The 26,357-nt window shown below is 71.8% G+C and carries 20 protein-coding genes and 1 CRISPR repeat array (1 of these 21 running past the window's edge); of the genes, 7 read left to right on the top strand and 13 right to left on the bottom strand.

Annotation, left to right across the window (positions count from 1 at the left end; all coding sequences use genetic code 11):
- Positions 1-1,074: a CRISPR direct-repeat array (repeat unit 28 nt; unit sequence GGATCATCCCCGCTGGCGCGGGGGAAAC); it reaches 2,071 nt to the left of the window's first position.
- 56 nt (positions 1,075-1,130) lie between these two features.
- The 8 genes from cas2e to cas3 are packed head-to-tail and all read right to left on the bottom strand — an operon-like array spanning position 1,131 to position 10,301.
- Positions 1,131-1,523, bottom strand: a complete 393-nt coding sequence (gene cas2e / locus H6X67_RS09975; protein WP_249368935.1) for a type I-E CRISPR-associated endoribonuclease Cas2e — start codon at positions 1,521-1,523, stop codon at positions 1,131-1,133.
- Positions 1,517-2,452, bottom strand: coding sequence for a type I-E CRISPR-associated endonuclease Cas1e (gene cas1e, locus H6X67_RS09970; protein ID WP_249368936.1), 936 nt, complete (start codon positions 2,450-2,452; stop codon positions 1,517-1,519). Before cas1e ends, cas2e begins: the two co-directional genes overlap by 7 nt.
- 6 nt (positions 2,453-2,458) lie before the next feature.
- Complete coding sequence (cas6e, locus tag H6X67_RS09965) at positions 2,459-3,139, bottom strand: type I-E CRISPR-associated protein Cas6/Cse3/CasE (protein ID WP_249368937.1); 681 nt, start codon at positions 3,137-3,139, stop codon at positions 2,459-2,461.
- On the bottom strand, positions 3,130-3,849 hold the full coding sequence (gene cas5e / locus H6X67_RS09960; RefSeq protein WP_249368938.1) for a type I-E CRISPR-associated protein Cas5/CasD: 720 nt from the start codon (positions 3,847-3,849) through the stop codon (positions 3,130-3,132). The genes cas6e and cas5e overlap by 10 nt, the downstream gene beginning before the upstream one ends.
- Positions 3,846-4,976 carry a type I-E CRISPR-associated protein Cas7/Cse4/CasC gene (cas7e, locus tag H6X67_RS09955; protein ID WP_249368939.1) on the bottom strand — a complete coding sequence of 377 codons (1,131 nt, stop codon included), beginning with the start codon at positions 4,974-4,976 and terminating at the stop codon, positions 3,846-3,848. The genes cas5e and cas7e overlap by 4 nt, the downstream gene beginning before the upstream one ends.
- 2 nt (positions 4,977-4,978) lie before the next feature.
- Positions 4,979-5,680, bottom strand: a complete 702-nt coding sequence (casB, locus tag H6X67_RS09950; protein ID WP_306468485.1) for a type I-E CRISPR-associated protein Cse2/CasB — start codon at positions 5,678-5,680, stop codon at positions 4,979-4,981.
- Positions 5,677-7,338 carry a type I-E CRISPR-associated protein Cse1/CasA gene (casA, locus tag H6X67_RS09945; RefSeq protein ID WP_249368941.1) on the bottom strand — a complete coding sequence of 554 codons (1,662 nt, stop codon included), beginning with the start codon at positions 7,336-7,338 and terminating at the stop codon, positions 5,677-5,679. Before casA ends, casB begins: the two co-directional genes overlap by 4 nt.
- Positions 7,335-10,301 carry a CRISPR-associated helicase Cas3' gene (gene cas3, locus H6X67_RS09940; RefSeq protein WP_249368942.1) on the bottom strand — a complete coding sequence of 989 codons (2,967 nt, stop codon included), beginning with the start codon at positions 10,299-10,301 and terminating at the stop codon, positions 7,335-7,337. Before cas3 ends, casA begins: the two co-directional genes overlap by 4 nt.
- 654 nt (positions 10,302-10,955) lie before the next feature.
- On the opposite strand from cas3, the gene argS reads away from it, so the two are divergent.
- Both argS and lysA read left to right on the top strand, forming a co-directional pair.
- Positions 10,956-12,632, top strand: coding sequence for an arginine--tRNA ligase (argS, locus tag H6X67_RS09935; protein ID WP_249368943.1), 1,677 nt, complete (start codon positions 10,956-10,958; stop codon positions 12,630-12,632).
- A 74-nt stretch (positions 12,633-12,706) separates the two neighbouring features.
- Positions 12,707-14,158: a diaminopimelate decarboxylase gene (gene lysA, locus H6X67_RS09930; protein WP_249369780.1), complete on the top strand. Its 1,452-nt coding sequence runs from the start codon at positions 12,707-12,709 to the stop codon at positions 14,156-14,158.
- A gap of 27 nt (positions 14,159-14,185) precedes the next feature.
- Here lysA and H6X67_RS09925 read toward each other — a convergent pair whose 3' ends face one another.
- The 5 genes from H6X67_RS09925 to H6X67_RS09905 are packed head-to-tail and all read right to left on the bottom strand — an operon-like array spanning position 14,186 to position 20,934.
- Positions 14,186-15,985 carry an ABC transporter ATP-binding protein gene (locus H6X67_RS09925; RefSeq protein ID WP_249369776.1) on the bottom strand — a complete coding sequence of 600 codons (1,800 nt, stop codon included), beginning with the start codon at positions 15,983-15,985 and terminating at the stop codon, positions 14,186-14,188.
- Positions 15,982-17,817 carry an ABC transporter ATP-binding protein gene (locus tag H6X67_RS09920; protein ID WP_249375598.1) on the bottom strand — a complete coding sequence of 612 codons (1,836 nt, stop codon included), beginning with the start codon at positions 17,815-17,817 and terminating at the stop codon, positions 15,982-15,984. The genes H6X67_RS09925 and H6X67_RS09920 overlap by 4 nt, the downstream gene beginning before the upstream one ends.
- A gap of 32 nt (positions 17,818-17,849) precedes the next feature.
- The gene (locus H6X67_RS09915; protein WP_249369538.1) at positions 17,850-18,623 is read right to left on the bottom strand and encodes an energy-coupling factor transporter transmembrane component T; all 774 of its coding nucleotides are present in this window, start codon (positions 18,621-18,623) and stop codon (positions 17,850-17,852) included.
- Entirely contained in the window at positions 18,620-20,341 is a 1,722-nt protein-coding gene (locus H6X67_RS09910; RefSeq protein WP_249435519.1) for an ABC transporter ATP-binding protein, read from the bottom strand. The genes H6X67_RS09915 and H6X67_RS09910 overlap by 4 nt, the downstream gene beginning before the upstream one ends.
- A complete protein-coding gene (locus tag H6X67_RS09905) occupies positions 20,338-20,934 on the bottom strand; it encodes an ECF transporter S component (protein ID WP_249369532.1) in 597 nt (198 codons plus the stop codon). Before H6X67_RS09905 ends, H6X67_RS09910 begins: the two co-directional genes overlap by 4 nt.
- A 228-nt stretch (positions 20,935-21,162) precedes the next feature.
- On the opposite strand from H6X67_RS09905, the gene H6X67_RS09900 reads away from it, so the two are divergent.
- From H6X67_RS09900 to H6X67_RS09880, 5 genes are all read left to right on the top strand, one after another.
- On the top strand, positions 21,163-22,530 hold the full coding sequence (locus H6X67_RS09900; RefSeq protein ID WP_249375592.1) for a homoserine dehydrogenase: 1,368 nt from the start codon (positions 21,163-21,165) through the stop codon (positions 22,528-22,530).
- Between the two features lie 2 nt (positions 22,531-22,532).
- On the top strand, positions 22,533-23,432 hold the full coding sequence (gene thrB / locus H6X67_RS09895) for a homoserine kinase (protein ID WP_249369534.1): 900 nt from the start codon (positions 22,533-22,535) through the stop codon (positions 23,430-23,432).
- 92 nt (positions 23,433-23,524) lie between these two features.
- Entirely contained in the window at positions 23,525-24,709 is a 1,185-nt protein-coding gene (locus H6X67_RS09890) for a CE1758 family FMN-dependent luciferase-like monooxygenase (RefSeq protein WP_249369528.1), read from the top strand.
- A complete protein-coding gene (locus H6X67_RS09885) occupies positions 24,706-25,440 on the top strand; it encodes a CE1759 family FMN reductase (protein ID WP_249369526.1) in 735 nt (244 codons plus the stop codon). The genes H6X67_RS09890 and H6X67_RS09885 overlap by 4 nt, the downstream gene beginning before the upstream one ends.
- Positions 25,441-26,093: 653 nt before the next feature.
- On the top strand, positions 26,094-26,357 hold a 264-nt coding region (locus H6X67_RS09880; protein ID WP_249435518.1), incomplete at its 3' end, for a Rho termination factor N-terminal domain-containing protein.

Raw genomic sequence — 26,357 nt, 5'->3', positions numbered from 1 at the left:
ACACGCGCGGATCATCCCCGCTGGCGCGGGGGAAACCCCCGGCCGCCCCACAGGCCAGCCTGGCGGGCCGGATCATCCCCGCTGGCGCGGGGGAAACTCGGGGAGGGTGATGCGCTCGCGGCCGGGGGTCGGATCATCCCCGCTGGCGCGGGGGAAACCATCGCTCAGTGCCTTGGGCATAGTCAGTGCTCGGATCATCCCCGCTGGCGCGGGGGAAACTCGGTGCCTTTCTCGCCGGCCTCGATGTAGCGGGGATCATCCCCGCTGGCGCGGGGGAAACGCCCCCACACTCATCGCCAGCATCGACGAGTAGGGATCATCCCCGCTGGCGCGGGGGAAACGGCGCACCCCGGACAAAGCGGGGAACGGGGCTCGGATCATCCCCGCTGGCGCGGGGGAAACGGGGCACGGTCATCTGCTCCACGCTCAGCACGAGGATCATCCCCGCTGGCGCGGGGGAAACGGGGTGACGGTGGCGGGGGCCAGGGGCACGAGGGGATCATCCCCGCTGGCGCGGGGGAAACAAGCCGCAGTCGATGGCGCTGTCGTGGACGGCGGGATCATCCCCGCTGGCGCGGGGGAAACATCTCGATGTGAGCGTCGTCCAGGATGCTGGTGGGATCATCCCCGCTGGCGCGGGGGAAACGCAGGCACCCCCTCGCCGCCCGGCTCCCACACGGGATCATCCCCGCTGGCGCGGGGGAAACCTGACCGGCGTCATCAACGGCCCCGAGATCGTCGGATCATCCCCGCTGGCGCGGGGGAAACGGGGTGGTCTACGGCCGTCCCACGCCCAGCGTGGGATCATCCCCGCTGGCGCGGGGGAAACGGCCATCTGGTGCGTGTGGTGGACCTGTGGCACGGATCATCCCCGCTGGCGCGGGGGAAACGCTGGGCGCCCTGGGCGGCATCCTGTCCAACCTGGGATCATCCCCGCTGGCGCGGGGGAAACGGCAGGCGCTCCTTGCCGTCGGGGGTCAGGCCGGGATCATCCCCGCTGGCGCGGGGGAAACGCGGCGGGCACCCCGCTGCCCGTGGTGCAGCGGGGATCATCCCCGCTGGCGCGGGGGAAACACTTGGAGATCGTTGAGATCCCAACGACGCCGTGATCTACAGGAGACCGTCTACCTTCACTGCGAACCTAATGCACGCTCCGTCATACTGCGGTAGCGTCGTCGGCGCGCCGCAATGGACCAGGACTCCTTAGGCGCCTTGACCGCTCCGGGCACCGTTGTGGATCCCTCGATCTGGCGGTAAGGCGTCCGCATCACAAGGCACCCCTCGACGTCGACGGGCTCACGATCGTGACCGAGCGAAGCCACCGAGAAGCGCTGCTCGGAACGAGTGGACCAGATGAGCAGGGCGCGTCCATCCCCGATATAAGCGCGTACGAGCTCCCACAGCTGCTCGCGCACCCGTGCGGACAGGTGGCCGACGAACACGCCTGGCGACACCTCCATGAGCCACCGTGTGAGCGCGCCGCGCAAGGACGCCGGAGCGGCCGACAGGACGAGCACTACCACGCTCCTGCCTCCTCGGCGTAGTTGGCCCCACCAGCGACCGCCCGCCTTTGATAGTCCCACAGTGAGACCACGTTGATGCTCAGGTCGTCCGTCTCCCCAACCTCGAGGAGCTGGTGGATGTCCTTGACCGTCCTCTCAATGATGCGTAGCTCGAAGACCTTGTCTCGGACCCGACGACGCGTTGTCCCGGCCAGGTCCGTCATTCCCTCGGCCACGACGTCGAAGGCGATGGGGATCGTCGTCTCCGCCTTGTACAGGTCGGCGACGTCGTAGACGAAAGAACGCTCGTGCCCCGTGTGGACGAACCCGAGCCCGGGAGAGCAGCCCAGCGCGACGATGACCCCGTGGACGATCCCGTACAGAGCCGCGTGCGCCGCTGACAGTGCCTGGTTGATGGGATCGGAGTCCTCGAAGCTGTCAGGCTTGTAGTCCCGACGTGTCCAGGGCACCCCTGTTCTTCGAGAGTTCTCCCTGTAGACCTCTCTCACGCGGGCACCCTCGCGGCCACGCAGCTGCTGCATGGTCAAGCCGCCAACGTCCTCACCGCTGAAGCGCATGCAGTACATCTCTCGCGCTACCCGCAGCCGTTTCTGAGGTGAGGAGACGCGCGCTGCCTGCTCGACGAGAAGACGCGTTGAGGTCGCGAGTGAGCGCCCGTGCGCGTAGTAACGCACACCGCGCTCACCCACCCACACTGCTGTTGTCCCACACTCACCGAGCAAGGACATGGCCTGGTGGCTCACAGAGGTACCGGGACCGAGGAACACAGCGACCAGTGAGGCCGCAGGCACCCGGATGGTGCCCTGGTCGTCACGGGCGGTCAGGGCACCATCCTCTCGGTGCACGACACAGTGCTCGAGATAGAGGAAGGACATCCGGTCCTGCACACGGGGCAGCGCAGTCACCGGTACCGGAGGCATCCGGGCCATCCTGGCTCACCCTCGTCGGTCACGCGCAAGGGTCATGAGCCCACATCCGTATGCCTTGGACCGGCCGATCCCGGCGACGAGTGAGCGGCGGAGCATGTCAACATCCCTCACCTGAAGCACACCCTCATAGACCGTCTGGTTGATCGTCACGCGGTCACGTCCCCCCTGGTACGGGTTCTCCCGACCAAAGACCGGACGATTTCGCCTGACAACGGTGAGCAATGAGCCCGACTCATCGTCGTTGCTGGCAGGGACAAGATCGAAACCGAGGCCTGGGGCTCGAGTGATGAGCCACTGCCGCTGCTGCTCAACGGTGACGTGACCACTGCGCTTTCCCCGCACCCCGGGACCCTGGGAGATGGCACGTGACGGGTTGGCCGTGAGCCGGAACCCCCACAACTGCCCCTCGGACAGCCGTGCGAGGAAGGGCTCGTAGTCGAGCGTCTGCGCCTGGCTCCCCGGGAGGCCCGCCTCCTCGAGGATCTGCGCGCAGTCGGGAGCCTGGGGAGACTGCACGTACAACGACGTCGTCTGCCCTTGGTCCACACGCCACAGGACGCGCCCAGGACCATCAGTCCCGCCACCGCCGCTGGCCTTGAGGACGACGGCGTGCATGACCTGCGGCGAACCGAGGTACTTGCGTGCCAGGCGACGACTCGGGTCGAGAGTGATCTTCGTCAGGAACACGGCTTCGCCTCCTCGACCGCAGCCATCGGGTCGTGCGGGTCCTCCTGCGTCGGTCCCACCGGAACCAAGCGACGCTCGACGTTCCGGAAGCCGTAGTCGCGTCTACGAGGGTCATAGGACACGGGGACGTCCCGGACACCGTAGAAGTCCCCACGCTCCTCAACGGACACGGACTCCTGGTCCACGAGAAGCTCAGCAGCGAAAGGCAGCGCGGAGCGGTGGCGCTTGCGGAACCACTCCGACGCCTGCCACGGCTCCGAGCTGAGCGCGTCGAGCAGATCCGTCTCACGCAGCCCGAGGGAGACCGGGTGGGTCGGTGGGCAGGAGCGTCTGCCCAGGTAGAGGGGGAAGACCGGATGCCGCAGAGCCTCATCGAGCCCCGACAACAGCTCCCGGTCTCCCTCGATCCCAGTGAGGAAGACGGCGTCGGCGAGGTAGTAACGGGTCGACAGGGGCATCGAGTCCTTGCCGTCGAGCGTCCGCGCCGTGTGGAAGTCGCGGATGACGGTGCCCGGCTGGTCCTTGCGGACCCCGAAGCGCAGGGTGAGCAGGTCCTCGACAGGGTCCGTCCGACGGCGTCCGACCGCGGCCGCCAGCATCCCGATGACACCGCTCTTCGAGGGAGCCAGCTCGGTGCGCCTCTCAGTGAACCGCGACCTCACACCCCATGCCTGCATCGGCCCCGCGAGCCGCAGCAGCAGGACGGTCATGAATCCTGCTCCTCGGCGATGACGAGAGGCGCCACCGCATCACGAACGCGCCCCGACAGGTCAGCGAAGGAGACCCGCTCACCCAGCGCCGAGACGGCGTCGGAGTCCTGGAGGGACACGACGAGGCCTACACGGGGGCGCAGACCATAGTTGTCCTCAATGGTCCTGGCGTGAGCGGACAGGGCCTCGAGAGAAGCGGTGAGATAGCCGCTGCTCTCGTTGGCGCGCACAGGCTTCTCGAAGGCCCCGACGAGGGAGACCGGCTGGTCCTCACGCACTGAGACGACGATGGCCTCCGGCAGGGTGTGGTTGGCGAAGGTGTTCTGCTTGCCTGTCGGCATGGACAGGCAGAAGCCCTGGACGAAGACCTCCAGCGCGCGCAGTGCCGCCTCGCCGCTGCCCAGGTTCTCCACGAGCATGTCCAGGTTGACCGTGGCGTAGCGGTACATCGTGGCCGAGGAGAACTCCACGGTGCCCATCATGCCGGCACCGGCGTCCTCCTCCTCAGAGCGGTCCTTCTCGTCGTCCACGGCGGTGAAGAAGTCGTACTCGTTCTCCGCGGCGTGGGTGGAGATGGCGTGCGCGACCTGGCAGGCAGCGTCAACGTTGAGGTCGGTGTCGTCAGCGACCATCCGTCCGAAGAGGGCGATATCGACGGAGTTCGTCTCCTTGAAGACCTTCTTCACCGCCTTCGCGTCGAGAGCCTGGCCCTCACGGGATGAGGTGATGGCGAGGCCGGCCAGGCGGTCAACCTGGCTGGTGGACAGGAACAGGAGGTAGCCGGACTCCTGCGGCGCGTCCTTCCTACCGCGTGGGGGGGAGAGCTTGATCTTGGCCGCCTTGAAGACCTCCTCGGCCAGTGCGACCGCGGACTCGGACAGCTCCGGGGCCCGTTCGGTGATCCTGGCGGCAAGAACCTCAACAACTCGCTTGGTTCGCATGCCGACGTCGGAGGCGTCAAGACGGTCATTGAAGAACAAGCGGGTCGCCCGCTTCCAGGACTGGCTGGACACGCGCAGGCGTCGCACGCCGCCGTACTGGGCGGACTTGGGCGAGCCGGAGTCGTCACGGTTGACGCATGACGGCGGGACGGACTGGATGACGTGGATGTCGACGTAGGTGCTCATAGTCAGTTCTCCAAGGTAGGTGCGGACGGGGAAGCGGAGTGGGAGCCCGTGGACGCGTCGGAGGCGTCCTGGTCTGTGGGGAGGAAGGCGTACTGGCGGGACCAGCGCAGGCGGACGTCCTTGGCCCGGCCAGGATCCTGGAAGAGCACGAGGTCGTCGGCGAGCATGGCGTAGTCGAGGGTGATGCTCTTCGACCGCAGCTGGGAGACGAGGCTTCGCAGGTGGTGGCGCAGCTCAGCGACGGTCGTTGAGGTGACCAGGGCGTTGAATCGTGTCCTGGCGGAGGGGTTCTCGTCATCCGGTGAGCCGATGAGCTGGCGTGCGGCGTGACCGAGTCCACGCCCGGGCTGGAACATGCGTTCCGTCCGGGACTGCTGGTGGACAGCGTAGAGGGTCATGGCGGTGTGGACGGCCCACTCCTCTCGCGTCGGCTCGTCACCGGCACCATCCGTCCCCGGGACTGAGGTGAGGTGCCAGATCTCGGGGCTCTGCCCAGGGGCCTTGGCAGCTGCCGCTCTGAGTGCCGCCATGTCTGCTCGACCTGAGGGAACGTCATCTACGTACCTGTCCTGGAGTCGCACACGTGGGCCACGAATCCGCTCCTCGACCAGGCGGCCGGCAGCTCCCAGTCGCCGTGAGCCTCTGGGTGCAGATGGCCCGCGCTCCTCGGCGGTGGAGGCGCCGGTTGTGTCCGGTGTCGTCATGCGGTTGTCCTTTCTGGTGAACCGGCGGGTGGGGTGTCCTGTTGAGGTGAGGGAAGGACCAGCCCGAGGGAACGGGTGAAGAAGAACAGGGCCCGGCTCACATCCATCCGGTTGCTTCCCTCACCACGACCGGCGAACGCGGTCTCCGGCGACTGAGAGGTCAGAACGTCACGCTGCTTGTACGCCTCCTGGCGTAGAAGCTCGCGCCACTCGTTGCGGGCGGCCTCCGGGTCTGTTTCGTCGAGGGAGGCGAGCCAACGGGGGAACCGCTCATCGATGACCTGGTAGAAAGCAGCACCAGCGCGTTGACGAGCCGCCGTGCCGGTGTCGGGGCTGCCGCCACCGGCACGGTCCAGATTCGATGCCAGGTTGCGGACGACGCTTGCGACCTGCTCGCTCTCCTCCATAGCGTCCTTGACCACTGTGATGAGCCGCATATTGGATGGGTCGAGAAGACCTGCTGGCAGGGACAGGACATCATCAACGAGCTCGGCAACAGTTGACTCGTTGCTGCCGTACGCGATCCCGGTCGCACGCAGTGGCAGCAGCCCTGAGAGGGGCACCATCCGCCGGTGCATCAGCTCCTCGTAGAAGGTGACGACACCGGGAGGACGGTAGCGTGTCACTTCGCCCGCGTGCTTGACCTGCACTGAAGGGCTCAGCTGCGCGACCAGGGTGGACAGGCCACGCCAGAAGGCGCGGTCCGTGGGCAGCTTGCGCGGCATGTACACGGTGGCCCCGTGCTTCTTCTTCGTCTGAGGCTCGGAGTAGCGCCAGGCGGTCAACGGCTCGACGAGGTACCGGTTCTGCGGTGTCGCCTTGTCCCCGTTGCCGAGGAAGAGAGACGTGACACTCGCGTCGTCACCATGGAGAAGAACCCGCCGGGTCTGCCACGTGTAGCAGGAGACCGGACCGGTCGGCTGCACCGAGGCCGACCCTGCGGGACCGTCCGGGTCCCGCTCCCATGGAGCCAGGTCCAGCATCGGGTCGACCTCGGTGAGCCCGGGCGTCACGGAGCAGACCACGGTGTTGAGCAGGAGCGTCCTCTCCAGGCTCTTGCCTGTAACTGTGATGACCCCGATCTGACCGGTCCAGCCCGGGCCGATGGGGTAGCCCTTGCCTCCGTTGACCTGTGGGTCGCCGACGGCGCCGGAACGGATGCCGGAGGGGTCGAAGGCGTGGACGTGGACGAGCCACCGAGCTGCCTCCGCCCAGCTGACGGAGGTCAGGCCGTCGGCGATACGAGTGGTGAAGAAGGGGCTGCCGTTGGGGACGTCGGCGATGAGGGACTCGAGCCCCGACGTCTTTCCCGAGGCGGAGTGGATCCCCGCCACCTGGAAGAAGGGACGCTCAGGGGCACGCAGGTCGAAGCGGTCGCGATAGTGCTTCAGGTAGTCGCAGGCGTCCGCGCCCAGGCGACCCGGTGTCTGCCAGTACCCCCTCCACGTCGCCAGGTCCTCCGGGCCTCCCATGGTCCGGTGGCAGATCGCGAGGAGGAGCCGCAGGATCGCGACGTCCTGGCTGGCGATCTCCCCGTGGATCCCCTCGATGTCCTCAGACTCCCGGAACAGGGTGAGGAGGGAGACCTCGTCGGACTCGCCGTCCAGACGGGTCACCCGGATCCACGGCTCGTCGAGAAGATTGAAGTGCGGACTCATGCTGATGGGACCTCCTTGAGACCGGTGGACGAGGAGTACTCGAGAACGACGCCTGCGAGCTCGGCGCGGCCGTCCTCCAGGACGAGGAAGAGCTGCCCCGCGAGCTCACGATCACTCTGCCAGGCGGGTACGACATGAATCTCGAGCTCAGTGATGACCCTGTCGATGACGCGAGGGTTGCTGAGCCGGGGAGGCAGGCGGACGGCAGACATCGCCATGGCGCGCACGACCTGCCGATCCGGAACACGGTCATGGGGAACGATCGCGGCCGGTGCCCCGGGCGCGTGGGGCAGCGTCCTCAGCTCCTCCTGCCCGCCGACGCGGCGGCGCTCAAGCAGGATGACCTCCAGCGAGTCCTCGCCGTCGCGCACCTGAGCCCGTCCCCTCTCCTCGCTGTCGGAGGCCGCCGTGTGCAGCCACCCCACGAGAGAGGTATCGGTACCCGCCCGTGAGGGCGCCTCGAGAAGGAACCCCCGTGCGGCGTCCTCCTTCTCCTGCGCCTTCTCCTCCGCCGTGCGGCGGGCTGAGACGAGGGCCTCCTCCCACGCCGCCGGAACCACGCCCTCGCTGCCGTACACGGCCTCGATGAGCCCGTGGACGTCGTCGGGCGTCGTCACCGTGCGACGGTTCATGATGACCCGGTCGAGGGCGGCGGCACTGCGCAGGAGGTCCTCCTCCCCGTAGACCGCCTTGGCGCCCGGTTCCAGGGATGGCTTGGCCGACCGCGCAGACGGCAGCCAGTCGACGTAGCAGACGGGCTCCGCCAACCGCGTCGGCCGAGGACGCTCGTGGCGGTGGAGGCGTCCCAGCCGCTGGATGACCAGATCGACGGGTGCGAGGTCCGTGACCAGCAGGTCGAAGTCGATGTCGAGGGACTGCTCGACCACCTGGGTGGCGACGACGACCGCCCGGTGCGGGCGCTGAGGACGGGACCGCGGAGGCCCGAAGCGCCTGAGCAGGTCTGCGTCCTTCGCCTGCCGGTCCCCGATGGTGAACCTTGCGTGGTTGAGCCCCACCTCCTCACCGAACACCTCGCGCAGCTGCTCGTAGGTCTCCTGGGCCCGGCGCACCGTGTTGCGCACGACGAGCGCGCAGCCGCCGTCGGCCAGCCTCTCCTGCAGCAGTGGCAGCAGGCCGTCCCTGCCCAGACGTTCCAGCCGCACCGTGGAGCGGCGCCCCGCCGATGAGGCGGGCAGGACCTCCGTGCGCTCGCGGCCGGCGGTGACGAGACAGGGGAAGGGTGTGCGGACCGGCTGAGGAGCCGGCGTTGTGGGGACGCGTTCCCCGGAGGCCAGCGTGAGCCCCCTGCGGTAGGCGTCCACCATCGCCGAGCAGCGTGCCTCGGACAGCGTCGCCGACAGCAGGATGACGGGCACACCGTAGGCAGCGAGCCAGGTCAGCGCCCGGTCCAGGTAGACGTTCATGTACGTGGAGTAGGAGTGCACCTCGTCCACGATGACGACCTTGCGCGACAGGCCCAGGTGGCGCATCGCCAGGTGCGGGGAGCGCATCGCCCCGAACAGCAGGTGGTCAACGGTCGTCACGACGAAGTCGGAGAGCATGGACTTCTTCCGGCCGCTGAACCAGGCGAGGATCGCCACGTCGGCACGGCGAGAGGCCTCCTCCGCCGTCGTGCGGCGGATCCGGGCCGCGTCCTCGTCCCGGCTGACATCCCTCGGACGAGGCAGTCCGGTGCTCTCCGCGTCTCCGCTGTCCTCTCCGCCCAGGGAACCGAGGAGCCGGTCATGGATCTCCCAGCCCCGGCGACGCAACCGGCGAGCCTCCTCATTGAGACGGGCACGACCGTGCTGAAGGCTGACGGCGAAGGCCGAGGGCGCGCCGTTGGAGGCGTAGGTGGCCTCGATCCTCTCGAGCCAGCTGAGGCTGCGGTGGAACATCGCGTCTGTCGTCGCCTGGGTCGGCAGGGCGAAGAGAACCCCCGAGCGGCCGGTCCTGGCGGCGAGGATCTCCGCGGCCAGCTCGGCGGCCTCGGTCTTTCCCCCACCTGTCGAGTCCTCGACGATGAGCAGCCCCGGCAGGTCCATCGTGCGGGCGGCCTCGACGGCGCGTCTCTGGATCTCGGTGGCGCGGGCACCCTCAGGCAGGGCGAAGCGAGAGGTGAGCAGGTCGTCGGCGTCGTCGCCGTTGTCGTGGGGCCGCCACGGCGTCGGGATCTCCAGACGAGAAACGCCCTGTGCGCACCGGTCGGCATGGACCTGCGCGGGAAGAAGACCGAGACCGTCGTCGTCGAGGGGAAGCAGGCGGAAGTAGTCCTCGCAGGAGGAGATCCAGTCGGCGACGATGACGAGGCCGGACAGCTCGACGAGGAAGGGCTGCGACCACTGCCGCCGTGACCAGTGGGCCAGGAGGGGCCCGGCGCCGGTCCGCTCGGTCACAAGGTCGAGCAGCTCCGCCCGGGTGTCCTCCCAGACGCCCTCACCGAGCAGGTGCTCGCGACCGTAGAGCTCGCGGAGCGCTACGGCCGTCGGTGGGATGCCGTGGTGGGCGCCGACGACGGAGGCGAGGGCATCGGCGGGCTCTACCTCCCAGCCGTGGTGGTCGAGGAGCCAGTCCTGCAGGATCTGCTGTCCCGCCAGGGCGTGCGGGGCCTTCAACCGTTCCTTGGGGTCGATCGTCGTGTGGGTGAGGCCCGCCTCGCGCATCTTGTCGTCGAGGCTGGGCACCTGCACGCAGAATGCCGGCGTGCACTTGCCGATGTCGTGAACCCCTGCCAGCCAGGAGGCGAGGAGGCAGAACTCCTCGGTGGGGGACAGGCCTGACTCCGAGCCCGTGAGCTCACGCTCGATGAGGTCGCTGATGGTGGGCGCCAACCAGGTGCGTGCGAGGTGGTCGGCGACGGCGGCGGCGTCGAGCAGGTGCAGCCACAGGGGAAGCCAACGGCGGCGCTCCGGGTCGTAGCCGGACTTCGCCCAGACTGATGCCGCCCGTCCGGACAGGGACATGGGACTCCTTCATCGGAGGCGTGGGTGGGGTGATTATGTCGTGAGAGGGGTGACCCGTGTGGGTTGTTGTGCCGGTCTCCTCATCTTGAATGGGGGTGGTTACGGCTGGTCTGGAGCTCAGGGGCATGTAGGAGACGCCTCAGCTGGATGTCCTGGGCTCTGGACGCGGCTGCATGTGCTGCCAAGCCTCAGACAGCTGAGAAGGGGTCAAGGCTTCAGGACGCTCGTCGCAAGCGTCGTCAGTGCCACGAGAGCGTGGATGAGCTGCAGGATCATCTCGGCACGTTGCATGTCTTCTCCTTCCCCGTCCTCGGTTTCTAGTGAGTGTGGAGTATGTGAGCGATATATGAATGTGTGTTGTCGAGGTAACGTCGCTCGACGTGCATGATCGTAACGGCGATGGTGCGGCGCGCGCAATAGACTTCTGAGGATCCGATTGGTGGCACACCCTCGCGTCAGCGGGGATGACCCCGTGTGCTGTCGTGGTGTCACGTCTACCTCGCGCAAGCGGGGATATAAGCGGAGTGAGTCGGGATCCCCTGGGACGGCTGCCGTCCCTGCCCCTCTCCGCAAGTGGGCTGTACCCAACCGTGCTCCATCCCCCTCGGCAGTCCGCCGCGGATACCCGTCGCGCCCCTCCGCTACCCTGTGCCCGTGACCCCCGAAGAGCTCGCTGACGCGATCCGCACCGTCCTCCTCGCCGCCGCCGGCGACGGCACCCTCAACCTCCCCGTCGAGGAGGTGCCCCTGCCCAAGGTCGAGCGCCCGCGCTCGCGCGAGCACGGCGACTGGGCCACCAACGTCGCCATGCAGCTCGCCAAGAGGGCCGGCACCAGCCCGCGCGCCCTGGCCGAGCTCCTGTGCCCCCGGCTGGCCGCTCTCGACGGCGTCGCCTCCGTCGAGGTCGCCGGCCCCGGCTTCCTCAACATCCGCCTCGACGCCGCCAGCGCCGGCGAGCTCGCCCGCACCATCGTCGAGGCCGGCGAGGCCTACGGCCGCAACGACTCCCTCGCGGGCCAGAGCGTCAACCTCGAGTACGTCTCCGCCAACCCCACCGGCCCGGTCCACCTCGGCGGCGCCCGCTGGGCCGCCGTCGGCGACTCCCTCGCCCGCGTCCTGGCCGCGTGCGGCGCCAGGGTCACCCGCGAGTACTACTTCAACGACCACGGCACCCAGATCGACCGCTTCGCCCGGTCCCTGCTCGCAGCCGCCCGCGGCGAGGACACCCCCGAGGACGGCTACGGCGGCAGCTACATCGCCGAGATCGCCGCCACCGTCACCGCCGACGAGCTCGCCGCCGCCCGCCCCGACCCGGCCACCCTGCCCGACGACGAGGCCACCGAGGTCTTCCGCTCACGCGGCGTCGACCTCATGTTCGACGCCGTCAAGGCCGAGCTGCACGCCTTCCGCTCCGACTTCGACGTCTTCTTCCACGAGGACTCCCTGCACGCCTCGGGCGCCGTCGACCGCGCCATCGAGCGCCTGCGCGAGCGCGGCATGATCGTCGAGCGCGACGGCGCCACCTGGCTGCGCACCACCGACTTCGGGGACGACAAGGACCGCGTCCTCACCAAGTCCGACGGCAACGCCGCCTACTTCGCCGGTGACGTCGCCTACTACCTCGACAAGCGCTCGCGCGGCGCCGACTGCGCCATCTACCTGCTGGGTGCGGACCACCACGGCTACATCGGCCGCATGATGGCCATGTGCGCCGCCTTCGGCGACGAGCCCGGCGTCAACATGCAGATCCTCATCGGCCAGCTCGTCAACCTCGTCAAGGACGGCGAGCCCGTGCGCATGTCCAAACGCGCCGGCACGATCGTCACCCTGGAGGACCTGGTGGCCGCCGTCGGCGTCGACGCCGCCCGCTACTCGCTCGCCCGCGCCTCCATGGACTCGATGATCGACATCGACCTCGACCTGCTGTCCTCGGCGTCCAACGAGAACCCCGTCTACTACGTCCAGTACGCCCACGCCCGCACCCGCAACGTCGCCCGCAACGCCGCCGAGCACGGTGTGAGCCGCGAGGCGGGCTTCGAGCCCGCTGCCCTCGACACCCCCGCCGACTCCGCGCTGCTGGGCGCCCTCGCCCGGTTCCCGGCCGTCGTCGCCCAGGCGGCGAGCATGCGCGAGCAGCACCGGGTGGCCCGCTACCTCGAGGAGCTGGCCGGCGCCTACCACACCTGGTACGCCGCCACCCGCGTCACCCCGCGCGGCGACGACCCGGTCGACGCCGGCCACGTGGCCCGCCTGTGGCTCAACGACGCCGTCTCCCAGGTGCTCGCCAACGGCCTCGCCCTGCTGGGCGTCAGCGCCCCGGAGCGCATGTGAGCGCCCCCGGCCAGACCCCCGCCGCCCAGCCGCCCGCCCCCGGCGCCGGGTCCGCAGTCCCCGCCGGGCCCACCGTGCCCACCGGGGAGGCGCCCCTGGGCAGCCTCGTCGCCCCCGAGCCCAGTGAGCGCCCCGACCTGTGGCCCTGCACCGTGAGCCGCGGCCCCGACGGCGCCCTCACCCTCGGCGGGCGCCACCTCACCCAGGTCCTCGACGACGCCCCCACCCCCGTCTTCGTCCTCGACGAGGCGGACCTGCGCGGCCGCGCCGCCTCCTGGTCCGCGGCCATGCACGAGGAGTTCTGGCCCGGCTACGGCATGGCCGGGGGGCAGGCCTTCTACGCCGGCAAGGCCTTCCTCACCACCAGGGTCGCCCAGTGGGTCCTCGAGGAGGGCATGGGCATCGACACCGCCAGCCGCGGTGAGCTCGCCGTCTCCCTGGCCGCCCTGCAGGCCGTCGACGGCGAGGACGCCACCGCACACTCCACCCGCCTGGGCCTGCACGGCAACGGCAAGACACAGGCCGAGATCGCCGTCGCCCTCATCCACCGCGTCGGTCACCTCGTCCTGGACTCCCTCGAGGAGGTCGAGCTCGCCGCGCGCGCCGTGCGCGACCTGCGCGCCAGCGGCCTCTACAGCCCTGACGAGAGGGGCCGGGTCATGGTGCGCCTGACCACCGGCGTGCACGCCGGCGGCCACGAGTTCATCGCCACCGCCCACGAGGACCAGAAGTTCGGCCTGTCCGTCCACGCCGGCACCGCCCGGCAGGCGATCGACGCGGTCATCGCCGCGCCCGAGCTCGAGCTCACCGGCCTGCACTCCCACATCGGCTCCCAGATCATGGACCTGACCGGCTTCCGTGAGGCCGCCCGCGTCGTGCTCACCCTGCGCCACGAGGTCGCCGCCGCCACGGGCGTCCTCGCCCAGGAGCTGGACCTGGGCGGCGGCTACGCCATCGCCTACACCGGGGCGGACCCCGTGCCCCCCAGCCCGGCCCAGGTGGCACGCGCCCTCGCCGAGACCGTGCGCGAGCTGTGCACCGCCCTTGGCGACCCGGTCCCGCACGTGTCCATCGAGCCCGGCCGCAGCGTCGCCGGGCCCTCCACGGTCATGCTCTACACGGTCACCGGGCTCAAGCGCGTCGCCCTCGACGCCGGCGCCTCGCGCCTGTACGTGAGCGTCGACGGTGGCATGAGCGACAACATCCGCCCCGCCCTGTACGAGGCCGCCTACACGGCGCTCGTCGCCAACCGCCACCCGGACCCCGCCGCGGGCCTCACCCGTGCGCGCGTCGTCGGCAAGCACTGCGAGAGCGGCGACATCGTCGTGCGCGACGTGGACCTGCCCGCGGACCTGGCGGTCGGTGACGTGCTGGCGGTGCCCGCGGTGGGCGCCTACGGGCGCTCCATGGCCAGCAACTACAACATGTTCACCCGCCCCGGCGTCGCCTGGGTGCGTGACGGCCGCCAGGGCTGGGTGCTGCGCCCCGAGACGGTGGAGGACCTCATCGCCCTCGAGGGGGAGTAGGCTCCACCACCCCTGCCGCAGGGCCGCTCAGGCCCCCGAGCCCACGAGCCTCCAACGGTCCACCGCGCTCTGGTCGTCCCAGAAGCGGCGGTACGTGCCGCCCGCGTCGTAGAGCTCGTCGTGCGTGCCCACGGCCTCGACGGCCCCGTCCACGAGGACGACGATCCGGTCCGCACGGCGGATCGTCGACAGGCGGTGCGCGATGACGAGCACCGTGCGCCCCTGGCTCAGCTCCTCCATCGCCCGGGTCACCCCGGCCTCGCTCACGCCGTCCAGGGCGCTCGTGACCTCGTCGAGCAGCAGCACGGGCGCGTCCTTGAGGAAGGCCCGCGCGATGGCCACGCGCTGGCGCTCGCCCCCGGACAGGGAGGAGCCTCCCTCCCCGACCTGGGTCGCCCACCCGTGCGGCAGGCGCTCGACCACCTCGCTCAGGCCCGCCCGCTCGGCCTCGGCCCGCACCTGCTCGTCGGTGGCGTCCGCGCGCCCGATGCGCACGTTCTCCTCGATGGTGGTGTCGAAGAGGTAGACGTCCTGGAAGACCATCGACACCTGCGCCATGAGGTCCTGCGTGCGCAGGTCGCGCACGTCAGCGCCACCCACGCGCACCGTCCCGCTGGAGACGTCCCAGAAGCGGGCCACGAGCCGGGTGAGCGTCGACTTGCCGGAGCCGGAGGGGCCCACGAGGGCGGTGACGGAGCGGGCCGGGAAGGTGAGGGTGACGTCGTGGATGACGTCACGGCCAGGCACGTAGCCGAAGGTCACGTGCTCCAGGCTCACGTCCAGGCCGCCCCCGGCGGCCGGCCGGAGCGAGGTCGCCCTCTCCGCCTCGGGCTCGGGCAGGGCCGGGGCGCCCAGGATCGACTCGATCCGCTCCAGGGCGACGTCGGACTGGTGAAGGGGGTCGACGTAGAAGGCGAGCATGCCGACCGGCTCGGCGAAGCGGATGGCCATGAGGGCCAGGGCGATGAAGACGGCCGGGTCGAGGGACCCTCCCAGCAGGAGGTACAGGCCCACCGTCAGGCTGGCGACGACGCCGGCCTCCACCCAGGTGTGGAAGGCCTGCCCCGCCGGACCCTTGGCGTGCTGGGCGCGGTGCGCAGCCGCGTGGTCCTCCCTCAGGGACGCCTCCAGCGGCCCCCAGGTGGCGCCGTCGCGGCCGCCGGCCGGTGCGTCGCCGGCCGTCCCGGTCCCGGTGCCGCCGGCCGCCCCGGTGGCGCGCAGGACCGCCTGGAGCCGGCTGAACTCCAGCAGGCGGGCGCCCAGCGCCTCGGCGGCGGCTTGCGAGGTGGCGAACTCGCCGCGCACGGCCCGCCGCAGCCAGCGCAGGCACAGCAGGGTGCCGGGCAGGGCCAGCAGGAGCGCCAGCCCCATCCGCCACTCCATGAGCAGGGCGCTGAGGCCGATGACCGCCGCGCTGCCGCTCATGGAGGCGATCTGGGGCAGGGCGATGGAGGGCAGGTGGGACAGGTTGGCCGTGTCGCGTGAGACGGCGGTGGCGACCTGCCCGGTGGTGGCGGAGGTGAACCACCCCAGGGGCAGCTGCTGGACCCGGTGGCCCAGGGTGCGCACGAGGCTGCCGCACACGTCGTAGCAGGCGATGGCGTAGGAGCGCACCGTGGCGACGCAGGAGACGGTGAGCCCGAGCAGGGCGGTCGCGACGACGGCGGCCAGCCAGCCGCCACTGGGCTCACCCGCCAGGAAGGCGCGCAGGAAGGGCACGAGGAGCACGAGGCTGACGCCCTGGAGCGCGCCGGCGACGACGTGCGCCGTCATGAGGGGCACGAGGTTGCTGGTGGTGCCCAGGCACCTCTGAAGACGACGGATCACTGCTGTGCCCTCCACATCTCGGCGTACAGGCCGCCCTGCGCGAGCAGCCCGGTGTGCGTGCCGCGCTCGACGAGGCGGCCGTGGTCCATGACGAGGACCTGGTCGGCGTCCACGACGGTGGACAGGCGGTGCGCGATGACCAGGACGGTGCGCCCGGCCGCGAGCCGTGCCAGCGCCTGCTGGATCTCGCGCTCGGAGTGGGCGTCCGCCTGGGCGGTGGCCTCGTCCAGCAGGAGGACGGGGGCGTCGGCGAGGAACACGCGGGCCAGGGCGACGCGCTGGCGCTCCCCGCCGGACAGGTGGGCGCCCTCGGATCCGAGGACGGTGTCGTAGCCCTGAGGCAGCTCCATGACGCGCTCGTGGACCCGGGCGGCCCGGGCGGCGGCCTCCACCTCGGCGTCCGTGGCTCCGGGGCGCCCCAGGGCGATGTTGGCGCGCACGGTGTCCGCCAGGGTCCCGCCCTCCTGCAGGACGAGCCCCAGGTGGGACAGGAGGTCGGCGCTGGAGGTCTCGCGCACGTCCGTGCCGCCGACCCGCACGCTGCCGGACTCGACGTCCCAGAACCGGGCGATGAGCCGCACGAGGGTGCTCTTGCCGGAGCCGGAGGGGCCGACGACGGCGGTGACGGTGCCCGGCTCCAGGCGCAGGCTCACGTCGTCCACCGCCAGGGGCAGGGGCTCCTCGCCGTCGCGGGCACCGTAGCGGAAGGACACGTGGTCGAGCTCGACGCTGACGCCGCCGCCCGCGTCCCTGCGGACCGGGGCGGGGTGCTCGGGCTCGGCCAGGACCGGCTCGGACAGGAGGGCGCCGAGCCGTCCGGCGGCCTCGACGCCGAGCGTCACCTGGTTGACGAGGGACACGAGGCTGACGAGCCCGCTGGGCAGGCCGATGCCGACGAGCAGGAAGGGCAGCAGGTCGACGGGGCGCACGATGCCGTGCCCGGCCATCCACGCCCCGGCGAGCAGGACGGGCACGAGCATCCCGGCGGGGGAGATGAGGGCCCCGAGCAGGGCCATGGGCCGGCCGGGCCCCTTCATGTAGCGGTAGGCGGCGTCCGTGTACTGGTCGAGGGCGTCGTCGAAGCGGCGGAAGACGGTGCCGGCCAGGCCGAAGGCCTTGACGGTGGCGATGCCGTCCACCATCTCCACGGTGGAGGAGCCGACCTTCTTCATCCCCTCGAGGTAGTCCTCGTTGATGGTCCCCTGGGACAGGGCCATCGCCGTCGCCGTGAGGACCAGGAGCAGGACCATCCACACCAGCAGGACGGCGGCGAGCTGCCACGAGCGGGTGAACAGGTAGGCGAAGCCCAGGACGATCCCGCCCAGCGCCGTGCCCAGGTCGGTGCCGAAGTGGGCGATGAGCGAGTGGATGGCGGTGGTGTCCTCGGTGATGAGCACCTTGGTGCGCCCCGAGGACTCGTTGGTGTGCCAGCCCAGGGGCAGCCGTGACAGGTGCCGGGCGATCCTCAGGCGCAGCTCGGTGCGGAAGGCGCTCTCGACGTCGTGCGCCCAGCCGGTGGAGGACATCGCGATGAGGTGGCCCAGGGTGAGGCCGACGACGACGGCACCCAGCCACAGCCAGGCGGCCCGTGCCGTGAGGGTGCTGGTGACGGCCCCCTCGGCGAGCGCGGTGACGGCCACGGCGGGCAGGAGGGAGAAGCCGGAGGCGATGACGCCGGCGAGCGTGGTGAGGGCGATCTTGCCGGTGACGGGGGCCAGGACCTGCCTCAGGGTGACGGGCGGCGCGGTGCTCGCGCCGGCGCCGGGCGCCTGCGGGCGGGGTCCGGCCGAGGCCGCGTGGGGCACGTCGTCGGCGCGGGTGGTGGTGGTCATGGGGTCTCCCGGGGTCAGGGGGCGGGTGGTTGCTAGATGTCGTGGAGGACGAGGCCGCCGTCGGCGAAGGGGAGGGCCAGCCAGGCGGCCAGGGCCCAGCCGGTCAGGACGAGGACGGTGTCGCGCCGCCGCCAGCGCGGCCGGTGACGCTCGGTGCGCTCGCGGTAGGCGCCGAAGCCGCGCGCGTCCATGGAGGCCGCCACCCGCTCGGCGTGGCGCACGGCCCCGGCGGTCAGGGCCGGAACGGCCGTCCACGCCCGCACGAGAGGGCGCAGCACGGGCAGGGGCGCGCGGGTGCCGCGCAGGGCGTGCGCCTCCTTGACCACCCGGTACTCGGCGGCCAGGCGCTGGCGGAAGCTGATGGCGGCGACGCCCGCGTAGGCCACGCGGTAGGGCACACGCAGGTGGGTGGTGAGGGCGCGCAGCAGGTCCTCCGGGCGCGAGAGCAGGCCCGTGAGCACGCACAGGGACATGATGGAGCCGAGCTTGCAGCCCAGGCGCACGCCGGCGAGCAGCTGGTTGCGCTGCAGCTCGAGCGACCCCAGGGCCAGGACGGTCTCGGAGGCGCCCACCCGCTCGATGGGGGCGCTGAGCGCCAGGGACGCCCCGATGACGCAGGCGACCGCCAGGACGGTGAGCGCGGCGAGGGCGCCGCGGCGCGGGTCGGCGACGAGGAGCAGGAGCGTGCCCACGGCCAGGACGAGGACCGGGACCTGGGGCGTGGCCATGAGGGCGGTGAGCACCATGAGGGGCAGGAGGGCGGTGAAGGGGGACAGCGGGTCGAAGCCGACGGGGTGCCTGGTCACGGCAGGTCCTCCCACCGGGTGAGCGGGGGCACGGTCGCGCCCGTGGCGACGGCGAGCGCGCGCATGCGCACCAGCGGCGGGGGCGTGAGCCCGGCCCGCGCCAGCAGCGGCGCGTCGGACAGGACCTCCTCGGGGCTGCCCTGGGCCAGGGCCCGGCCGTCGGCCAGGACGAGGACGCGGTCGGCGTGCTCGGCGACGAGCCCCATGTCGTGGGTGGTGAGGACGACGGCGGTGCCCTCGTCGGCGATGGAGCGCAGCAGCGCCATGAGGGCGTCGCAGCTGTGCTGGTCCTGGCCGAAGGTGGGCTCGTCGAGGCAGATGAGGTCCCGGCGCCGTCCCAGGACGGAGGCCACCGACAGGCGCCGCTGCTGGCCGCCGGACAGGAGGAAGGGGCTGACCCCGGCCCGCTCGGACAGCCCGAAGCGCTCCAGGCGCTCGCTGACCGAGCGCTGCACCTCCTGCTCGTCGGCGCCCGCCAGGCGCAGGCCGTGGGCGAGCTCGTCGGCCACGGTGCGCTCGAGGAGCTGGTGCTCGGGGTTCTGGGCGACGAGGGTGACCTCGGGGCCGGGCACGCCCGGACGGCGCCGGCGCCCGGCGACGGCGACGCTGCCGCCGGTCCAGGGCTCGAGCCCGGCGAGGGCGCGCAGGAGGGTCGTCTTGCCCGAGCCGTTGGCCCCGGTGACGGCGAGGACCTGGCCGGGGGCGAGGGTGAGGCTGACGCCGGTGAGGACCGTCCGACGGCGCCCGCGCCGTCCGCGTGGGACGTCGAGGTCGCGGACCTCGAGGGCAGGGTGGGCGGAGGCGGGCACGGCGGTCCCGCGCGGCGGGGGCTGGGGGAGGCGGGCCGCGGCGAGCAGGCGGGCGCCGTCGGCGAGCGTGAGCGCGACGATGTCGTCGTCCCCGGCGCGGTCGGCGGGTGCGGTGAGCCCGGCGTCCTGGAGCCGGTGGCCCAGGCGGGTGGCCGAGGGCAGGCGCACCCCGGCGCGGGCGAGCGCGCGCCCGTGGTGGGCCAGGACCCGGTGGGTGGGGCCGCAGGCGAGGGTGTCGCCGTCGGGACCCAGGGCGAGGACGTGGGTGACGTGCTCGATGACGTCGTCGAGGTCGTGCTCGACGACGAGGACGGCCGCCCCGCGGGCCTGGACGCGGGGCAGGAGGCGGAAGAAGGCGGCGGTGGCGGCCGGGTCGAGGTTGGCGGTGGGCTCGTCCAGGACGAGCAGGGACGGTGCCTGGGCCAGCGCGCAGGCGAGCACGAGGCGCTGGCGCTGCCCGCCGGACAGCTCCCAGGGGCTCGTGGCCTCCCGGCCGGACAGGCCGACGTCGGCCAGGGCCCGGCGGGCGCGCGGCTCGATGTCCGGGGCGGGCACGCACAGGTTCTCCAGGGCGTAGCAGACCTCGTCGAGGACGCTGGTGGTGACGACCTGGGCGTCGGGGTCCTGCATGACGACGGCGACGGTGCCGGCCAGGTGGGAGACCTCGGCGTCGGCGACCTCCTGCCCGCAGACCCGCACCGAGCCGCGGTAGGCGGAGGGCAGGCAGTGGGGCACGAGCCCGGGCAGGAGCCGGGTGAGGGTGGACTTGCCGCAGCCGGAGGGGCCCAGCAGGAGCGTCGTCGTGCCCGGGCGCAGGCTGAGGGTGGTGCCCTGGGGGACCCAGCTGCTGGTGCGGGCGTACTGGACGGCGGCGCCCTGGAGGGTGGCGACGGCGGGGGCCGTGCTCATCGGGAGACGGCCAGGCCCGTGCGCTCCAGGGCCCGGCGCAGCAGCAGGCACACGCCGACGGCGGCCCAGCAGGACAGGACCGCCAGGATGACGCCGGTGACGGTCTCCTGGGTGGTGAGGGCGATGTGGAAGCCCGTCGAGTAGAGCGAGGCGTTGATGCCGCCGAAGACGACGCCGGAGAGCAGGTAGACCCACCAGGTCCAGCGCCGGTAGAGGAGGAGGGCGACGGGCGCCCCGACGAAGAGCGAGCCGAGGACGTTGCCCAGGATGGCGGTGGGGCCCTGCGGGGTGAGGAAGGCGGCGATGACGCCCATGACGAGGCCGGCGACGGCGAAGGCGCCGGGCTTGTTGACGATGACGCCGGGCAGCAGGTAGGGCACCATCCAGGCGCCCATGAGGGCGCACATGATGAGGATGCCGCGGGGGTTGACGGCGACGACGACGGACACGTAGGTCAGGGGCACGATGACCAGGGAGCCGACGACGCCGAGGGCGGCCACCGTCATGAGGTTGCGGGTGCCCAGCACGGAGTCGCGCAGCCCGGAGCGGGCGGAGACGCGGATGGTGGGCGGGGCTTCGGGCGTGGTGCTCATGGTGACCTCGGGTAGGCGGGGTGTCGGTCGGGGCGGCGGGAGCGGCCTCAGGGCACCTCGACTCAGGATAGGCGCACCTAACATAGGAGCGGTTCTCAGTAATGGTCAAGCCGTGTTGTCCCTCGGTCCGTAGGGTCCCGCCGTGGCGGCGGGACGCCCGCGCAGCGTGTCAGCGGCCCCGTCTATGCTGGCCCCGCCCCGTCCGCCGCACGAGATCAAGGTGGTCCCATGTCCCAGCAGGCCCCGTCCGCAGCCCCCGCGTCCCCGGCCTCGCGCCCCGTGCTCAAGGTCGGCGTCCTCGGCTCCGGCACCGTCGGCACGCAGGTCGTGCGCCTGCTGGGCGAGCAGGCGGAGGAGTTCGCCGCCCGCAGCGGCGCCCGCCTGGAGGTCACGGGCATCGCCGTGCGCGACCTCGCGGCGCCCCGCGACCCGGCCGTGCCGCGCGCGCTGCTGAGCGACGACGCCACCGCCGTCGCCACCGGCAACGACATCGTCATCGAGCTCATCGGCGGCATCGAGCCCGCCCGCACCCTCATCCTCGCCGCCTTTGGCGCCGGCGCCTCGGTCATCACCGGCAACAAGGCCCTCATCGCCGCCCACGGCCCCGAGCTCTACGCCGCCGCTGCCGCCGCCGACGTCGACTTCTACTACGAGGCCGCCGTCGCCGGGGCGATCCCCGTCGTCTACGCGCTGCGCGAGTCCATGGCGGGCGACCGCGTCACCAGCGTGCTCGGCATCGTCAACGGCACCACCAACTACATCCTCGACGAGATGAGCACGAAGGGCCTGAGCTTCGAGGCCGCCCTCGCCACGGCCCAGGAGCTGGGCTACGCCGAGGCCGACCCCACCGCCGACGTCGACGGCCTCGACGCCGCCGCCAAGGCCGCCATCATCGCCTCCCTCGCCTTCCACACCCGCGTGGGCATGGACGACGTCACCGTCGAGGGCATCCGCTCCGTCACCGCCGAGGACATCCGCGAGGCCCACGCCTCCGGCTGCGAGATCAAGCTGCTGGCCATCGCCCAGCGCGTCGCGCTCACCGACGGCCCCGACGGCTCTGACGGCCCCGAGGACGCCGAGGGCGTGAGCGTGCGCGTCCACCCGGCCCTCGTGCCCGCCGACCACCCGCTGGCCAGCGTCCACGGCGCCTTCAACGCCGTGCTCGTCGAGGCCGAGTCCGCCGGCCGGCTCATGTTCTACGGCAAGGGCGCCGGTGGGGCCCCCACCGCCTCCGCCGTCCTGTCCGACGTCGTGGCTGCCGCGGCGCACCGCGTCAACGGCGGCCAGGCGCCCCGCGAGTCCTCCTACGCGGACCTGCCGGTGCTCGGCCCCGAGGCCGCCGTCACCCGTTACCAGGTCCAGCTGCGCGTGGACGACCAGCCGGGCTCGCTGGCCGCGGTGGCCGCCGCCTTCGCCGCCAACGGCGTCTCCATCAACTCGGTGCGCCAGAGCGCCTACGTCGGCGGGGACCAGGCGGTCGTCACCATCGTCACCCACCCGGCCGCCGTCACCCGCCTCGACGCCGCCGTCGAGGCCCTGCGCTCGGAGGGGCGGGTCCTCGCCGTCGTCTCGATCCAACGCGTGGAGGGCGAGTGAGCATCCGTCTGTCGCACGAGTCCGCCGCGGTGCGGGTGCCCGCCACCACCGCGAACATGGGGCCGGGCTTCGACTCCTTCGGCATGGCCTTCCGCTACTACGACGAGGTCACCGTCCGCCCGGTCACCGGCCCGACGACGGTCACCGTCGAGGGCGTCGGTGCGGGCACCGTCCCCACGGACGACTCGAACCTCGTCGTGCGGGCCCTGCGCGCCGGGCTGGACGCCGTCGGCGCACCCCAGGCGGGCTTCGAGATGCGCTGCGTCAACCGCATCCCCCACGGCGGTGGGATGGGCTCCTCGGCCTGCGCCGCCGTCGCCGGGCTCATGCTGGCCCGGGGCCTGGTCAATGGCCCCGACCTGCTGGACGACGACCTCGTCTTCCAGCTCGCCACCGGCTTCGAGGGGCACCCGGACAACGTGGCCCCCGCGGTCTACGGCGGCGCCACCGTCGCCTGGACCGAGGAGGACGGCACCGCCCGCGTCGCCCCGATGCCGGTGGACGCCACCCTGCCGGTGAGCCTGCTCGTGCCGCCCTCGACGACGCGCCTGTCCACCCATGAGGCCCGCAAGGTCCTGCCGGACTCGGTGCCGCGCGCGGACGCGCTGTTCAACACCTCGCGGGCGGCGGTGCTCATGCTCGCCCTGGCGGGCCGCCCGGACCTGCTCATGGCCGGCACGCAGGACCGCCTGCACCAGGAGTACCGGCGCTCGGTCCTGCCGGACTCGATGGCGGTCATGGACTCCCTGCGCGAGCAGGGCTACCCGGCGGTCATCTCGGGGGCGGGGCCGACGGTGCTCGTGCTCGCCGACCTGTCGCAGCAGACGCGAGCGACGCTGCAGCGCCACGGGTGGACGGTGCTGCGCCCGGGCATCGACCTGGAGGGAGCCCGGCTCGTCTGAGGGGCCGGGTGTGGGGCTGGTCTCACATCAAAGTAGTTCACAATTCAACTGAACTGATCCTATAGTTGTCTCATCACGAAGAGAGGCAACTTATGGATACTGTGCAGCGCACCGCCCCGCACAAGATGCACTTCGGCATCTTCACCGTCGGCGACATCACCCCAGACCCCGCCACCGGCCGCCCACCGAGCGAGCACGAGCGCATCCGCCACACCGTCGAGATGGCCGTGGCCGCCGAGCAGGCCGGTCTCGACTTCTTCGCCACCGGAGAGCACCACAACCCGCCCTTCGCCCCCTCGAGCCCTGCCGCCCTGCTCGCCCACGTCGCCGCCCGCACCTCCACCCTGCTGCTGTCGACGGCCACCACCCTCATCACCACCAACGACCCCGTCCGCCTCGCCGAGGAGTACGCCTACGTCCAGCACCTGGCCGACGGGCGCCTCGACCTCATGATGGGGCGCGGCAACACCGGCCCCGTCTACCCCTGGTTCGGCAAGGACATCCGCAAAGGCATCGAGATCGCCGTCGAGAGCTACGACCTGCTGCGCACCCTGTGGGCGCGCACCAACGTCGACTGGGAGGGCGAGTTCCGCACCCCGCTCACCGACTTCACCTCCATGCCCCGCCCCCTGGACGGCACCGCCCCCTTCGTCTGGCACGGATCCATCCGCAGCCCCCAGGTCGCCGAGCAGGCCGCCTACTACGGCGACGGCTTCTTCCACAACAACATCTTCTGGCCCGCCGACCACGTGAGGCAGATGGTCGACCTCTACCGCCAGCGCTTCGAGCACTACGGGCACGGACCCGCCGAGCAGGCCTACGTCGGCCTCGGCGGCCAGGTCTTCATCGCCCCCACCCAGAAGGAGGCTCTCGAGCGCTACGCGCCCTACTTCCGCAACACCTACGTCTACCAGGGCGCCTCCCTGGAGGAGATGACCGCCCACACCCCGCTCGCCGTCGGCACCCCCGAGCAGGTGGTCGAGAAGTACCTGCGCTACACCGCGCTCGTCGGCCCCTACCAGCGCCAGGCCTTCGTCCTCGACATGGGCGGCGTGCCCCACGAGGAGGTCCTGGACCAGATCGCGCTGCTGGGCAGCGAGGTCGTCCCTGCCCTGCGCGCCGAGCTCGAGGGCCCCGACCGCTCCGCCGACGTCCCCGACGCCCCGCTCCACCCGCGCCACCGCGCCATCCTCACCGGCGAGCCCCAGCCCGCCGAGGAGCCCTTCGCCCTCGCCGCCACCTACGACCCTCTCACCGGACGGAGGTCCCACGCATGACCGAGCCCGCTGGCACCACCTCGACCGCCGCCCCCGTCAGCGCCCCCGCCTACGCCGACGGCACCGACGCCTACGACCACACCCAGATGGGTCGATTCGCCCACCTCGTGACGCTCCACGCCGGCGTCTCGACGCCCTCCACCTCGCAGATGCTCGCCGAGCGCCTCGCCGCCGCCACGCGCACCGCCCTCGAGAGCACCTCGCGCCTGGCCAGCGTCACCCCCGTCGCCCTCAGGCCGCTCGCCGCCGACATCGCCCTGGCCAGCGTCGGCGGGCCCATGAGCCAGACCCTGCGCGAAGCCGTCGACGCGCTCGCCGGGGCCGACGGCGTCATCGCCGTCAGCCCCGTCTTCCAGGCCTCCTACTCCGGCCTGTTCAAGTCCTTCATCGACATCCTGCCCGAGGGCACCCTGCGCGCGGCGCCCGTCCTCATGGGCGCCACCGCGGGCACCGCCCGCCACTCGCTCGTCACCGAGAGCGCCATGCGTCCCCTCTTCGCCCACCTCAGGGCCGTGCCGACGACCCTCGCCGTCTTCGCCGCCAGCGAGGACTTCGGCGCCGCCTGGGACGAGGGCGGTGCGGGTCGCGACGGCACCGCGCCGCTCGCCGAGCGCATCACCCGGGCCGGCGAGGAGCTGGCCCGCTACATCGACCGCTTCCCGCGCCAGGCGCCCGTGGACGCCATGAGCGACTTCACCCCCATGGACGCCCTCCTCGGCCGCCGTCGCTGACACCCGGCACGGTCCTGCCCGCGCTGAGGCCCCGCGGGCCGGTGGCCGGTGCGGTGGTGGCACGCTCAACGTGTCCTGGTGCTCATGGGTACCCGGGGTTCTCGTTGGTGTCCCAGGGGGCGTGCGCTGACGTCGGACAGGGTGCCCGTGCTCCCATGTGCGTGAGAGGTGCTCATGCACATGGGAGCCGCGGGACACAACCTGGTCGAGTCTGGAAACCGTGGAATCACGCGGGTGGTGCGTACTGCCGATCCCCATGAGCGTGCCACCCGGGTAGCCGTGCGGCCGGCCGGGCCGCAGGCACGCCAGTGCTGCCCCGTCGTTGCCGGCCCGTGGGTGACGCACCGGCCTCGACGGGCGGCGAGGCCGGTGCGTGGGACCGCGTGGGCCACGGCACCGGTCTGGGCTCTCGACGCAGCCCGACTCGCTGCTACAGTGGCACCGACGGCCCTGCGGATCGCACCGCACCGCCGCCTGCAGCCGCAGGAGGACCGGAGCCCCGGCCACCAGCCCCTCCGTCACCCCGAGCTGCACGACTGACCCCCGTGAACGCCTCCGGGGGAGTCCCCACCACGTCGATGCCGTCACCGGACGGCATCCCGGACCGCACCGGCGTCCGCCGGCGCTCCCCGGCAGCACACAGAAGGACACTCGTGACCGAGACCTCCCACGCCTCCCTCTCGACCATGCGCCTGGCCGAGCTGCAGAAGCTCGCCGCCTCCATGGGGCTCAAGGGCACCTCCCGCCTGCGCAAGAGCGAGCTCATCGCCGCCATCCGCGACGGCGGCGCGTCCCCCCGTGCCGGAGACTCCGGCCGTGGCGGCGAGGCCGCCCGCACCGCGGAGCCCAGCCGTGGCGGCGAGGCCGCCCGCACCGATGAGACCCCCGCCCGGGCCCCGCGCGGCACCGAGCGCCCC

Origin of the sequence: Actinomyces sp. AC-20-1, assembly GCF_023369555.1 — a bacterium.
Taxonomy (GTDB): Bacteria; Actinomycetota; Actinomycetes; order Actinomycetales; family Actinomycetaceae; genus Actinomyces.
This window is presented reverse-complemented; position numbering and strand designations above follow the sequence as displayed.

Coding starts and splice junctions, on each gene's coding strand:
- cas1e (WP_249368936.1), bottom strand. CDS start 2,452: ATGGCCCGGATGCCTCCGGTACCGGTGACTGCGCTGCCCCGTGTGCAG.
- cas5e (WP_249368938.1), bottom strand. CDS start 3,849: ATGACCGTCCTGCTGCTGCGGCTCGCGGGGCCGATGCAGGCATGGGGT.
- cas7e (WP_249368939.1), bottom strand. CDS start 4,976: ATGAGCACCTACGTCGACATCCACGTCATCCAGTCCGTCCCGCCGTCA.
- casB (WP_306468485.1), bottom strand. CDS start 5,680: ATGACGACACCGGACACAACCGGCGCCTCCACCGCCGAGGAGCGCGGG.
- casA (WP_249368941.1), bottom strand. CDS start 7,338: ATGAGTCCGCACTTCAATCTTCTCGACGAGCCGTGGATCCGGGTGACC.
- cas3 (WP_249368942.1), bottom strand. CDS start 10,301: ATGTCCCTGTCCGGACGGGCGGCATCAGTCTGGGCGAAGTCCGGCTAC.
- H6X67_RS09920 (WP_249375598.1), bottom strand. CDS start 17,817: ATGACCACCACCACCCGCGCCGACGACGTGCCCCACGCGGCCTCGGCC.
- H6X67_RS09910 (WP_249435519.1), bottom strand. CDS start 20,341: ATGAGCACGGCCCCCGCCGTCGCCACCCTCCAGGGCGCCGCCGTCCAG.
- H6X67_RS09905 (WP_249369532.1), bottom strand. CDS start 20,934: ATGAGCACCACGCCCGAAGCCCCGCCCACCATCCGCGTCTCCGCCCGC.
- H6X67_RS09900 (WP_249375592.1), top strand. CDS start 21,163: ATGTCCCAGCAGGCCCCGTCCGCAGCCCCCGCGTCCCCGGCCTCGCGC.
- H6X67_RS09890 (WP_249369528.1), top strand. CDS start 23,525: ATGGATACTGTGCAGCGCACCGCCCCGCACAAGATGCACTTCGGCATC.
- H6X67_RS09885 (WP_249369526.1), top strand. CDS start 24,706: ATGACCGAGCCCGCTGGCACCACCTCGACCGCCGCCCCCGTCAGCGCC.